This is a genomic window from Buchananella hordeovulneris (assembly GCF_001907235.1).
Lineage (GTDB): Bacteria > Actinomycetota > Actinomycetes > Actinomycetales > Actinomycetaceae > Buchananella > Buchananella hordeovulneris.
Genome location: NZ_MQVS01000003.1, coordinates 1 through 12,047, shown reverse-complemented (window position 1 = coordinate 12,047; position 12,047 = coordinate 1). Strand labels below are relative to the sequence as shown.

The window sequence follows — 12,047 nt, the reverse complement described above, 5'->3', positions numbered from 1 at the left end:
CGGGGAGGCCCATGCGCCTGCCACGCAAGCTGATTCTGCTCGGCTACCGGGACGGTCCGCACACGCCTCCCGGCTGGCCCGTGCCCGCCGACTTCGTGGCGCACGTCCACCGCGTGACCGCAGCCCTGGAGGCGGCCGAGATTGACGAGGACTGGTGGCGGCACTTCGGCGGCGCCACCGCCCCTTAACACCCGGGCAAGCCAATGGCCCGGCTGCGTAGCAACCGGGCCGGTGCGCGAGGCGGGACTCGAACCCGCACGTCTAGGACACTGGAACCTAAATCCAGCGCGTCTGCCAATTTCGCCACTCGCGCCTGTGCGTAGAGTCTAGCCCCTCCGCCGAGCGCCCGTGATCGTGCCCTGCCCGAGCACGCGGGTATCGGCGTACAGCACCAGGCTCTGCCCGGCAGCCACCGCCCGGGTAGTGCCCGCTAGCTGCACCACGACTCCGCCGTCCGCGGTGGCCCAGGCCCGCCCCGGCAGGGCCGCGCCGTGGGCCCGGAACTGGGCACCGACCGGCAGGCCCGGCTGTCCGGGCGTAGGCAAAGTCACATCAGGGGCCAGCCACACCACTTGGTCGGCGCTCAATTCGTCGACCGTCAACAGGGCCAACGGTCCGACCACCACCTCCCCTGTCTGCGGGCGGGTCTCTAGCACGTAGCGCGGCGCCCCGTCCGGGGCCGGGGCGTCGACCCCCAGGCCCTTGCGCTGCCCGACGGTAAAACCGTAGGTGCCCTCGTGTTGGGCCAACACGTTGCCGTCCTGGTCGATGATGTTGCCCGGCCGCACCCCCAGTCGCTCCCGCAGGAAACCGCGGGTGTTGCCGTCGGCGACGAAGCAGATGTCGTAGGAGTCGGGCTTGTTGGACACGCTCAGTCCCCGGGCCTCGGCCTCGGCCCGCACCGCGTCCTTGGTGTCCACGTCTCCGAGCGGCAGAACCATCTGCCCCAACCGCGCTTGCCCCACCACCGCCAGCACGTAGCTCTGGTCCTTGGCCAGGTTGGCGGCGCGATGCAGCTCCGGCCCCGCCGCACCGGGCATCACGCGCGCGTAGTGGCCGGTGCACACGGCATCGAAACCGAGCGCCACCGCCCGCTCCAGGAGCGCCGAAAACTTCACGAACTCATTGCACCGCACGCACGGGTTGGGGGTACGGCCCGCCTCGTACTCGGCGAGAAAGTCACTGACCACCGTCTCCTCGAAGGAGTCGGCCAGATCCCACACGTAGTAGGGGATGCCAAGCACGTGGGCGGCATAGCGGGCGTCGTCGGCGTCTTCGATCGTGCAGCAGCCCCGCGCGCCCGCCCGGGTGGCGGCCCGCGAGCGCGATAGCGCCATGTGCACGCCCACGACGTCGTGCCCAGCGTCCACGGCGCGCGCCGCCGCCACGGCGGAGTCCACTCCCCCGGACAATGCCGCTAGTACGCGCATTCTTCCCCCTCTGCTCAGCTCCCCTGACGCAACGCGGCCCGGGCGTGGGTCATTCCCGCGTTACCAGCAGCAGGGGCGGAAAACTCGTGTGGTTTTCCGCCCCTGGCTCGCAGGTGGACCCTAACCCACCGCGCCGAGGGAGCGCCAGTAGGCGTTCAGTGCCCCGTTGACCTTGATCAGCCACACCAAGGGGCCAACCAGGATGAGGAAGCCGGGGATGGCCCACAGGCCGGTGGCGGCGCTGACCGGGGGATAAAGGCCGCGCCGTTGGTAGGCCCGCTCGATCTCGGCGGGCAGGGTGAAGCTGAGGATGGGGCTGAAGAAGATGGCGACGAGCAGCGCTACTCCCCCGCCCATTCCCTCCCCGGTGTGGTCCCGCAGCTCGGCGTGGGTGGCATACCACCAGTACAGGCCGTAAAAGCCGAAGGTGATGATGCCCAGCAGGAAGACGACGCCGGTGTGGCGCACCTTGCCGACCGGGCCATAGCCACCATACGGCCCGCCACCATAGGGGGCCGCGCCGTACGGGCCTGCGCCGTACGGGCCTGCGCCGTACGGGCCTGCGCCGTACGGGCCACCGCTCGCCGCGCCCGCCCCATACGCAGGCAGCGGGGCGGCCTGCTGGCCCTGTCCGCTCGGGCTGCGGAACGGGTCTTCAGGTTGGTAGGACATACAGACACTCTCCTCATCCAGTTGGGTCACTCGGGGCGTCTGGCACTGACGATAGTGCATCAGGGCCGTGTGCCTGCCCCGAAGCGCGCAGCGGCGGGCGCGGCGGCCCGCAGCTTGGTGATGAGGGTCTCCACTTCGGCGGCGGTGGAGTGCGGCCCGAAGCTGACGCGCACCACGCAGCGGGCGTCGGCGTCGGCGTGTCCCATGGCGAGCAGCACCTCGCTGGGGCCGACCACCCCGGCCTGGCAGGCGGAACCGGCACTCACCGCCACCCCGGCCATGTCCAGGGCGGTGAGCAGGGCCTCGGAGGGAGCACCGGGAATGATGAGGCTGACGATGTGCGGACTGCTGGGCGCGCTGGAGGCCAGCGTGGGGCGCCAGCCCTCCGCGGTGGCGGCCTGGCGCAGGCGCGCGGCCAGCTGCTGCCAGTGGGCGACGTTGACGGCTTGGTCGCGCAGGGCCTGGGCCACGGCAGCGCTCAGGGCCCGGGCGCTGGCAACATCGACGGTGCCGGAACGCAGTCCAAACTCCTGTCCGGCGCCCGGATAGACGGGCGCCAACGCGTCGCGTCGCGTCACCAGGGCCCCGCAGCCGGGGGGAGTGCCGAGTTTGTGACCGGAGAAGGTCAGTGAATCGATGCCGGTGGCTTCACAGTCGACCGGTTGACTCCCGATGGCTTGGGCGGCATCGACGTGAATCCAGTCCACCCCGGCCTGCCGCAGTGCGGCCACTGCGGCGGCCGGATCCAGGTAGGCCCCAGTCTCGTTATTGACGGTGGCGAAGCCGACGACGAGCCGAAAACGGGACGTCAGCTCCGGCAGGGATGGTGGCGGGCCGTCGTTGCCAAGGGCGCGCCAGGCAGCGGCAGCCACCGCCTGGGTCCACCCGGCCCGGGGTTGGCCGGCCCGCTCTACCTCGATGAGTCCGTGGGCCCCGGGCAGAGCCCGCACGGCCCCGCGTAGCGAGGGGTGATCGGTGGTCAGGCAGAGGGCGATGGTGGGTTGTCCGACGGCCCGCCAGTGGGCCACCCGCCCAGCCACTGCCAACAGGTTGCCTTCGGTGGCCCCCGAGACGAATAGCACGGCGCGGCGCGCGGCGCCCAACAGGCGCGCCAGCTGTGCGCGGGCGGTCTCCAGGCGTCCACGGGCAGCGCGCCCCCCGGCGTGCAGGGCCGCGGAGTTGCCCGGTTGGGCGGCCAGGTGGGCCAACTCGGTGGTATAGGCCTGGAGGGCGTCTCCCCCTGGAGGGCTAGTGGCCGCATGGTCGAGATAGATCACAGGATGATTATCTTTCGCTTTTTGACTATTACGATGACTACCACGCCCCTGGCGTTAGCAGCTGTCCCCTGCTGGAAGGATAAGCCCGTGCTGTCGAACTCTGCCTCTGGTTCCCTAGCCGCCCGCCGTCCGTGGTGGCGTCGCTGGTGGTTGGCGCTGGTCGCTGCCCTAGTTGTGCTGCTGGTGCTCGCTGGGTTTGGCGGTTATTCCGTGGCCTACGCCGGGCAGGCATTGCCGGGCACGAGTGTGGCGGGCACGAGTGTGGCGGGCATGGATCGGCAGGAGGTCTCCGCGCTGGTGAGCCAGCGGGTGGCAGACACCCGCGTGCAGTTGACCGGGGACGCCTCGGCGTCGCTCAGCCTGGCCGACCTCGGGATCACGGTGGACGTGGAGGCCACGACCGACGCGACGCTCGCCCGCTCGCAGGGCTTCTTCTCCCGGATCACGGCCATCGGGTCGTCGGCAGAAATCACGCCGGTCTTCCGCCTGGATGAGGAACAGCTCGCCAAGACCGCCCAATCGCTGGTCCCCAAGGACCAGGCGGCGGCCCAAAACGCGGCGCTGCAGATCGATGAGCAGGGGCAGGTAGTGGTGACCCCGGGTCAGTCGGGCGTGGCGTTGGATGCGCAGGCCCTGCAGGCCGCCGCGCGGACGGCGGCCAGCAGCCTGGACGATCAACAGTTGGCGGTGCAGTTCACGCCGGTGGAACCGAAGATCACGACTACCGCCGCTGAGCAGGCCGCCGAGCGCACCCGGCAGACCCTGGCGGCCGATATCGGGGTGATGGTCGACGGCGAGCTCGTCTCCGCTAGCCCGGCGGAGCGCGCCAAGTGGGTGTCGATCAAGCTCAACGAGGACGGCTCCGCCCAGTTGACGGTCGACCCCAACGCGGTAAAGAACTGGGTGATGGAGCAGGCGGCGGACCTAAACACCGAGCCGGTCCTTGGCAAGCGGACCGTCCGGAAGTCGGACGGCTCGGTCATCAAGGTAGAGGTGGAGCCGGTTGACGGGCAGAAGGTCACCAACCTGGATGAGGTGGTCACCCAGCTGGCCGACGCACTCGGTGCCGGGAAGAACTACGCGGGCGAATTCGTCACGGAGACGGTGGCCGCCGAGACTGACGACACCGTGGTCGACACCCTGCCCGCGGCGGAAACCGCCGGGCTGCCCTACACGCCAGCGGCGGGCGAGCGGTGGATCGACGTCGACCTGTCCAACCACACGGCCACGGCTTACGAAGGCTCCACCGTCGTCTACGGCCCCATCTCGATGGTGCATGGGGCCCCGGCTACCCCGACGGTCACCGGTACCTACCAGGTGCAGTCCAAGGTGGCGACTCAGACGATGCGGGGCGATAACGCCGACGGCACCAAGTACGAGACGGAAAACGTGCCGTGGATCTTGTACTTCTACTCCGGCTACGCGCTCCACGGGGCCTACTGGCGCGGCTCATTCGGCTACGCCGGGGACGCCGGCTCGCACGGCTGCGTGAACCTGCCGGTCTCTGACGCCGAGTGGTTCTACAACTGGGCTTCGGTGGGAACTACGGTGGTCTCGCACTACTGACGGGCAGCGCGAGGGGGCCGGGCGGTCGTACCGCCCGGCCCCCTCCTCGTCCGCGGTGGGGCGCTACTTGAGCTCGGCCAGCACCGCGGGCACGACCTCCCGCAAGTCCCCGATGATGGTCAGGTCGGCGATCTCCACGATGGGGGCGTCTTCGTCGTCGACCACCGCGACGATGGTGCCCGCTGACTGCATGCCACTGGTGTGGTGGATGGCCCCCGACACCCCCAATCCGATGTAGAGGCGGGGCGCCACGGACACGCCGGTCTGACCGATCTGCAGACTGCGCTCCACCCAGCCCTCATCGGCGCACACCCGGGTGGCACCCACCGCCCCGTCCAAGGCGTCGGCGAGTTGCTCGACGAGCGTGAAGTCCCCGTCAGTGCCGCGCCCACCGCACACGACGGTGCGGGCCTCCGTCAAGGCCACCCGCCCGCCGGTGCCCTGGTGGACAGAGGATTCAACCTGCACCGCCGCGGCCTCGGCGGAGAACTCCACCTCCACCTCCACCACCACTGGGTCCGTCGGCTCCGCCACCGGCTGGGCGCTGATGGACGAGGGCCGCACCGCGATGATCGGGGTGCCCTGCGCCACCCGGTAGCTGGTGGTCCAGGTACCGGAGAGCACGGACTTGGTGGCCACCAGCTCCCCGTCGACCACCTGCACGGCGGTGGCATCCACCACCGCGCCCGAGGCTTGACCGACCGCCAGGCGCGCGGCCACCTCCTTGCCCCGATAGTTGGACACGCACATGACGGCAGCCGGTTCCCCTCCCCCTTCCGAGGTGCCCACCCCGGCGTACCGGATGCAGGCGCGCACCGCGTCGGCCACCACCGCGGGCACGCGCGGCGAATAGTCGGCCAGGCGGGGCGTGTAGACCACGCTGACGCCGTAGCGGGCCAGCGCGGCCACGTCCGGAGCCGGGTTGAGGGCCACGGCCACCAGTTCACCGGTGGTCAGGGTGCGGGCCAGGGTCAACAGTTCCGCCGAGGGAGCCGTCAGCGTGTAGCCAGCGTCCTGGTCCCCGATGTGATCCACCACCACGAGCAGAGTTTCGTTTAGCATCTTCACTTCTCCTTGGCCACGAGGCCACGTTCACGCAGGAAGGCCACCAATTCGGCTGCCGCGGTGGGGCCGGACAACACCGGCCCACCGCCCCGGCTGGCGGCCTCCGTGGCGGCCACGTGAGCGGTGGCGGAGCCCAGACCCTGGGGGGCCAGGCCGAGGTCGTCTAGGTCGACGGTGTCCAGCGGCTTCTTGCGGGCGGCCTTCAGGGCCGCAAAGTTCGGGTAGCGCGGCTCGTTGACCTGGTCGGTGACCGACACGACGGCAGGCAGCGGCGCGGACAAGCGATCGGTGAAACCGTCGGCGCTGCGCACGATCGTGGCCCGCCCGGCGGCCACCTCCAGGCTGGAAGCCAACGTCAGGGACGGCCAGCCAAAGACCGCGGCCAGGGCACCGGGCAGCATCGAGGTCAAGCCATCCAAAGAGGCCATCCCCGTGAGCACCAAATCGACCTCGCCCAACGAACGGATGGCGGCCGCCAACACCTTGGCGGTGCTCACCACGTCCGAGCCCGCCAGGCGGTCGTCGCACACGTGCAGGGCCCGATCGGCACCACGCTGGAGGGCCGCCAGCAGACCATCGGCCGCGTCCTCCGGCCCCATGGTCACCGCCACCACTTCCCCACCGTGCGCCTCGGCCAGTTGCACCGCCGCCTCAACCGCGTTTTCGTCCAATTCGTTTAGAACGTCATCTTCTCCACGCACCAGCACGCCGTCGGCTAGGCGCCGTTGTGATTGCACGTCAGGGACGTGCTTCACCAGGACCACAATTTTCATAGCCTCCACCTTGCCATAACCGGGCGGGTAGACGATACGGCAACCCCCTACCACCCCAGATCGGGACGTTAGTCCCCTCACCTTGGGGCGCAAAAATCCGCAGAAAAACAAGCAAACGTGTCCTGGCCCACGGCAAGGAGGGTGTCAATGTGTGGACAATGGGGAGGTGGTACCCCATGCTTCTCCGTTCGTGCCCGCTCACCAGGTGGCGCAGGCGTTGTCCGTTGTACCTCCGCTCGGCGCCCACCTGACCAACGGCGGAGCCACGTTTGCCGTGTTCGCTTCCCACGCCACCGCCGTCGACCTCTGCCTCATTGACATCCGCGATGGGCAGCGGCAGGAACGTCGGCTGCAACTGGTGGGCCCCAGCCACGGCGTGTGGCACGGCTTCGTCCCTGACATCGGAGCCGGGCAGCTTTACGGCTACCGGGTTTACGGGCCGTGGGATCCGGAAGCGGGCCTGCTGCACAATCCGGCTAAGCTCCTGCTGGACCCGTACGCGACCGGGGTGCAGGAAGTACCGGTCCCCTGCCCCGAGCTCTACCCGCACGAAGCGGGAGAGGACCTCTACCGCGTCAGCTTCGAACCCGACCTGCGCGACTCCCTCCCCGTTGCGCCCTTGGGGGTAGTAACGCGCCGCAGCGGTGGTTTCCACCCCGGCCCGAAGACCCCGTGGCGCGACACGGTCATCTACGAGGCGCACGTGCGGGGCCTGACCAAAGAACTGGTGGAGGTGCCCCCGGAGCTGCGGGGCACGTACGCCGGCCTGGCGCACCCGGCCACCATCGCCCACCTGCACCGCCTGGGGGTGACGGCGGTGGAACTGCTGCCCATTCACGCCGCAATGTCGGAGGCGTTTTTGGTGGAAAAGGGCCTGGACAACTACTGGGGGTATTCGACCCTGAACTTCTTCTCCCCCGAGCCGCGTTACGCCACCAAGGCAGCGCAGGCCGCGGGCGGCCAGGCAGTGTTGGACGAGGTCAAGGGAATGGTTTCGATCCTGCACGACGCCGGGATCGAGGTGCTGCTGGACGTGGTGTACAACCACACCTGCGAGGGGGGCCTGGATGGGCTGGCGGTGTCCTGGCGGGGCTTTGACAATGTCTTTTACTACGCGCACGACGGCTCCCGGCCCGCCCGTTTAGCTGACTTCACGGGGACCGGTAACTCGCTGGACTTCCGCCGCCCGCCCGTTGTCCGCCTCGCCTTGGACTCGTTGCGCTACTGGGTGCAGGAGGTCGGCATTGACGGCTTTCGCTATGACCTGGCCACCACGCTGGGCCGTAACTTGGGCGAGTTTTCCTCCTTCCACCCGTTCCTGGTGGCTCTCGGGACCGACCCGGTGCTCAGCCAGGTCAAACACATTGCCGAACCGTGGGATGTGGGGCCGGGTGGCTGGCGCACCGGGGAGTTCCCGGAGCCGTTCGCGGACTGGAACGACCGCTACCGCGACACGGTGCGCCAGTTTTGGTTGGCCGACGCCCGTTCCTTGGCACTCGGCGGGCCCGGCTCCGGGTTGGCGGACCTCGCCACCCGCATCGCCGGCAGCGCCGACCTGTTCAGCCGCGGGGAGCTGCCGGGCGGGCGCGGGCCGCTGGCGTCGATTAACTTTGTCACCGCCCACGACGGTTTCACGCTGCGCGACCTGGTGACTTACGACCACAAACGTAACGACGCGAACTTGGAGCAGAATCGCGACGGGACCGACAACAATCGCTCGTGGAGTCACGGGGTGGCGGGCGACGGCGATGAGGCGGCGCCGCTCCGGTCGATCCGTTCCCGGTCCATGCGCAACCTGCTGGGCACCCTGCTGGTCTCGGTGGGCGTACCGATGCTGACGGCGGGCGACGAAATGGCCCGTACCCAGCAGGGCAACAATAATGCCTACTGCCAGGACAACGAGATCTCCTGGCTCGACTGGCAATGGGAGGCCTGGCAGGAACAACTGGTGGATACCACGGCGTTCCTGTTGCGGCTGCGGCGCGAGCACCCGGTGCTGCGCCCGACCCAGTTCCCCATCCCGGTGCCGCGCATGCGCGAGGGCCGGGCCGACGCCATCGCGGACACCTCGTGGTACGGCCCCGACGGGCGCCCGCTGGCGGACGGCGCCTGGCACGACGGACACGCCCGCGTCATGTCTATGCTGCGCTCGGGCTGGAACGTGGGCGATCGCGATCTACTAGTGCTCATTAACGGCTCTTTGGATCCGGTCACCGTCGTGCTGCCCCACGGCCGCGGCCTGCCCTACGAGTTGCAGTGGGATTCCACCTGGGACAGCCCGACCAAGCCCAGCAACGGTAACGGCGGGCAGCTGGAATACGATCCGATGCTGCAACAATTCCGGGTGGTCCTCGACAGCCTGTCGATGCAGATCTACTTCACCGCCCCGGCGCAGTGACCGCTGCCGCCCCGCCCATCCATGCCTTTTAGGATTTAGAGATGACTACTGAGCAAACCGCGGCCGACCGCCTGGCCCACTCCACCGATGCTGCCTCCCTGGCCCGCACCCGCGAGCGCAGCGCCCAGATCGAGGCGGAGATCGCCACCGACCCGAGCCGCTTTCGGGTGCTGACGGGCGACCGCCCGACCGGTCACCTGCACCTGGGCCACTACTTCGGCACGATCCGCAACCGGGTGCGTCTGCAGGAGGCGGGGGTCGAGACGTGGGTGTTGGTGGCGGACTATCAGGTCATCACGGACCGGGACAGCGTCGGCGAACTGCGCGAGCGGGTGCTGTCGCTGGTGTGCGACTACTTGGCGGTGGGCATCGACCCGGCCCGCTCCACTATCTTTGCGCACTCGCAGGTCCCGGCGCTCAACCAGCTGATGCTGCCGTTCCTGTCGCTGGTGACGGAGGCGGAGCTGCACCGAAACCCGACTGTCAAGGCGGAGCAGGAGGCTACCGGGGGCCGGGCCCTGTCCGGGCTGATGTTGACCTACCCGGTGCATCAGGCCGCCGATATTTTGTTCTGCGGTGCCAACCTGGTGCCCGTGGGCAAGGACCAGTTGCCGCACCTGGAGCAGGCGCGGGTGATCGCCCAGCGGTTCGACAAGCGGTACGGGCGGGTGCGGCCGAGCGAACCGGTGTTCCGCCGCCCGGAGGCGCTGCTGTCCGAGGCCGAGCTCCTGCTCGGCACCGACGGGCAGAAGATGAGCAAGTCCAAGGGCAATACGATCGAGTTGCGGATGAGCGCCGATCAGACGGCCGCCAAACTGAAGAAGGCCGTGACCGACATGGATCGGGTCATCACCTATGACCCGGCCGCTCGCCCGGAGGTCTCCAACCTGTTGCTGTTGGCGGCGATGTGCACGGGTGAGGACCCGGCGGCCATCGCGGAGCGGATCGGCGACGGCGGCGGCGGGGCCCTGAAGAAGGTCGTCACCGAGGCCGTCAACGAGTACTTCGCGCCGATCCGGGCGCGGCGGGCCGAACTGGCAGCCAATGAGGACTACCTGCTGCAGGTGCTGCGGGACGGCTGCGCGCGCGCCAGCGAGGTGGCCGACGCCAAGCTGGCTGACGTGCAAGCGGCCATGCAGATGACGTACTGAGCAGTCCGGCGCCACCGCCCTAACTGGCTCTCCACGCGCCACAAGTGGTGTATATGGCGCTTGTGCGCCCCTGGGAGCCAGTTAGGGCGGTGGGGTTGGTGCGCCCTGTCCCTCACCCGGGGGCACCGCGCCCCATACTGCACAGTTGCAGATCTAGCCCCACCAGCATTTGCTGAAATGTTGCATCAACACTTCTTTCATACCTAAATCCGCCGTTGAGCTCCAGGGATATAAATCCGTGCAGTGCACTTCGCACAATCCGGATCGCATCAATCTCGCTATCACCACACAAGTCATATCCGCGGATGACCGCCCGAACCACTTCCAGCAGAGGCGTGGCGGCGTGTTGCCCGCGGGCGTCAGTGGGATGAGGGGCAATCTGTAAAGCCGCGTAGCGTCCCGGGTATTTATGCGCCCATCGGCGCAGACCATGGGCCAGTACCGTCAATGCCTCCATTCCCGCCAATCCGACACAGCTGGCTGCCAGTTCTGTCGCTGCCTGCTGGTAGGCAAGTTGGGAGATCCCCCGCACCAGGTCAGCCTGATCGCGAACGTGCCGATATATCCCGGGTGCAACGATGCCTAGGTTCCGGGCGACCCTGGTAATGGTGAGGTGTTCGAGGCCAATCTCGTCCGCCAACTGGGCCGCCCGGCTCACGACTTGACTTCGGTTTAACCTATCCCCCACGTTACCCTGCCTCCCGCAAAAAGTTGATAATCATTCTGCCCACCAGGTCAGGCTGCTCCCCCATCGGGTAGTGCCCAGCGTCAGGAACAACCGCACAATCTCCGTCCAGTACGCCCGCCACCCATTGAGCCTCGGCAATCGGGTTTGGGAAGTCCGGATCTCTATCTCCCATTATCACCAGCGTAGGGGCTGATACTTGAGCGAGAGAGCTGGCAGCTGGCTGGTGCGAGGTAGCTGCGGTTCGCTGAAATGCCCGCCACCGCCCAGGCCTCCGCAACAATGCCAGCGATTGTTCCACATGGGTGTAATGATCGTCTGGCAATACTGAGCCAAATAGAGAACGGTAGTAGTGTCGCCATATTGTTGGCCCCCAGGGGCGAAGCAAAGCAGCCCGCATTGCGAACCTACCTAAAGCCCCAACCCGGTTCCGCACGAACGGCCCAAGGAGAAGCAGTGCATCCACAGCTTGTGGCTGCTGCGCTGCAACAATGACTGCCGCTGCAGCTCCCATAGAGTTGCCTACCAATACTGCAGAGGTGTGCCCAAGGTAACCAATCACGGCCAGGATATCGGCGGCAGCAGCGGGATCGTCGTAGGACGGAAACTCTGCGTCACTGTCTCCGTGCCCCCGAAGGTCAAACGCCGCAGCACGCCATCCTTGCGCCGCCAACATCGGCATCAGATGACGGAATGACTTCCGCGACTCTCCCATTCCTGGCACGCATACCACTAGCTGACCTGCTGGTGGGCCCATTACAGATATAGCAAGCTCTCCTCCTGCTACCTGTAGCTTCAGCTCTTCCATGTTATGGATCGTAACATATTGTTACGATCCATAACATGATTGCCGGTGACCACCTGGCGCCAGTCACCCCACCGCCCTAACTGGCTCTCCACGCGCCACAAGTGGTGTATAGGTGGTGTCAAGTGGTGAGTGCAACAGCTAGTTTTTCGGTGGGGTTGAGCCAGTTGAGGGTTTGGCGGGGGCGGATGTTGAGGAGGTATTCCATTTGGGCGATCTCTTCGT

The 12,047-nt window shown here is 67.7% G+C and carries 11 protein-coding genes and 1 tRNA gene; 4 read left to right on the top strand and 8 right to left on the bottom strand.

The features are described 5' to 3' along the window. Positions 1-11 precede the first annotated feature (11 nt). Positions 12-188 (top strand): hypothetical protein, encoded by a 177-nt coding sequence (locus BSZ40_RS11830; protein ID WP_158020858.1) that lies wholly within the window; start codon positions 12-14, stop codon positions 186-188. Positions 189-232: 44 nt separating this feature from the next. Here the strand turns inward: BSZ40_RS11830 and BSZ40_RS03375 are convergent. The 4 genes from BSZ40_RS03375 to BSZ40_RS03360 all read right to left on the bottom strand — a co-directional run bounded on the left by BSZ40_RS03375 (position 233) and on the right by BSZ40_RS03360 (position 3,379). Further along, positions 233-313: transfer RNA gene (locus BSZ40_RS03375), tRNA-Leu, on the bottom strand. A gap of 13 nt (positions 314-326) precedes the next feature. After that, a complete protein-coding gene (gene mnmA / locus BSZ40_RS03370; RefSeq protein ID WP_073823351.1) occupies positions 327-1,430 on the bottom strand; it encodes a tRNA 2-thiouridine(34) synthase MnmA in 1,104 nt (367 codons plus the stop codon). Between the two features lie 120 nt (positions 1,431-1,550). After that, complete coding sequence (locus tag BSZ40_RS11220) at positions 1,551-2,102, bottom strand: DUF4234 domain-containing protein (RefSeq protein ID WP_084542593.1); 552 nt, start codon at positions 2,100-2,102, stop codon at positions 1,551-1,553. Positions 2,103-2,161: 59 nt separating this feature from the next. Beyond that, positions 2,162-3,379 (bottom strand): cysteine desulfurase family protein, encoded by a 1,218-nt coding sequence (locus tag BSZ40_RS03360; protein ID WP_073823349.1) that lies wholly within the window; start codon positions 3,377-3,379, stop codon positions 2,162-2,164. A gap of 33 nt (positions 3,380-3,412) precedes the next feature. Between BSZ40_RS03360 and BSZ40_RS03355 the strand changes: the two genes are divergently transcribed. After that, the gene (locus tag BSZ40_RS03355) at positions 3,413-4,945 is read left to right on the top strand and encodes a L,D-transpeptidase family protein (RefSeq protein WP_158020857.1); all 1,533 of its coding nucleotides are present in this window, start codon (positions 3,413-3,415) and stop codon (positions 4,943-4,945) included. Positions 4,946-5,008: 63 nt separating this feature from the next. On the opposite strand, the gene BSZ40_RS03350 is transcribed toward BSZ40_RS03355, so the two are convergent. Then, positions 5,009-6,007, bottom strand: a complete 999-nt coding sequence (locus tag BSZ40_RS03350; RefSeq protein WP_073823347.1) for an electron transfer flavoprotein subunit alpha/FixB family protein — start codon at positions 6,005-6,007, stop codon at positions 5,009-5,011. 2 nt (positions 6,008-6,009) lie between these two features. Continuing rightward, entirely contained in the window at positions 6,010-6,783 is a 774-nt protein-coding gene (locus BSZ40_RS03345; protein ID WP_073823345.1) for an electron transfer flavoprotein subunit beta/FixA family protein, read from the bottom strand. A 190-nt stretch (positions 6,784-6,973) separates the two neighbouring features. Here BSZ40_RS03345 and glgX point away from each other — a divergent pair, with 190 nt between their 5' ends. Together glgX and trpS are read left to right on the top strand one after the other, a co-directional pair. Continuing rightward, positions 6,974-9,181 carry a glycogen debranching protein GlgX gene (gene glgX / locus BSZ40_RS03340; protein ID WP_084542623.1) on the top strand — a complete coding sequence of 736 codons (2,208 nt, stop codon included), beginning with the start codon at positions 6,974-6,976 and terminating at the stop codon, positions 9,179-9,181. A 41-nt stretch (positions 9,182-9,222) separates the two neighbouring features. After that, entirely contained in the window at positions 9,223-10,332 is a 1,110-nt protein-coding gene (gene trpS, locus BSZ40_RS03335) for a tryptophan--tRNA ligase (RefSeq protein ID WP_073823341.1), read from the top strand. Positions 10,333-10,444: 112 nt separating this feature from the next. Here the strand turns inward: trpS and BSZ40_RS03330 are convergent, their stop codons facing one another. Both BSZ40_RS03330 and BSZ40_RS12480 read right to left on the bottom strand, forming a co-directional pair. After that, positions 10,445-10,990, bottom strand: a complete 546-nt coding sequence (locus BSZ40_RS03330; RefSeq protein ID WP_124851525.1) for a TetR-like C-terminal domain-containing protein — start codon at positions 10,988-10,990, stop codon at positions 10,445-10,447. 31 nt (positions 10,991-11,021) lie between these two features. After that, the gene (locus BSZ40_RS12480; protein ID WP_303171667.1) at positions 11,022-11,774 is read right to left on the bottom strand and encodes an alpha/beta fold hydrolase; all 753 of its coding nucleotides are present in this window, start codon (positions 11,772-11,774) and stop codon (positions 11,022-11,024) included. Positions 11,775-12,047: the final 273 nt, after the last annotated feature.

Excerpts from the sequence above, each read along its gene's own strand:
- trpS (WP_073823341.1), top strand. The coding sequence starts at position 9,223 with ATGACTACTGAGCAAACCGCGGCCGACCGCCTGGCCCACTCCACCGAT.
- BSZ40_RS03345 (WP_073823345.1), bottom strand. The coding sequence starts at position 6,783 with ATGAAAATTGTGGTCCTGGTGAAGCACGTCCCTGACGTGCAATCACAA.
- BSZ40_RS03350 (WP_073823347.1), bottom strand. The coding sequence starts at position 6,007 with ATGCTAAACGAAACTCTGCTCGTGGTGGTGGATCACATCGGGGACCAG.
- BSZ40_RS12480 (WP_303171667.1), bottom strand. The coding sequence starts at position 11,774 with ATGGGCCCACCAGCAGGTCAGCTAGTGGTATGCGTGCCAGGAATGGGA.
- BSZ40_RS11220 (WP_084542593.1), bottom strand. The coding sequence starts at position 2,102 with ATGTCCTACCAACCTGAAGACCCGTTCCGCAGCCCGAGCGGACAGGGC.
- BSZ40_RS11830 (WP_158020858.1), top strand. The coding sequence starts at position 12 with ATGCGCCTGCCACGCAAGCTGATTCTGCTCGGCTACCGGGACGGTCCG.
- mnmA (WP_073823351.1), bottom strand. The coding sequence starts at position 1,430 with ATGCGCGTACTAGCGGCATTGTCCGGGGGAGTGGACTCCGCCGTGGCG.
- BSZ40_RS03355 (WP_158020857.1), top strand. The coding sequence starts at position 3,413 with ATGACTACCACGCCCCTGGCGTTAGCAGCTGTCCCCTGCTGGAAGGAT.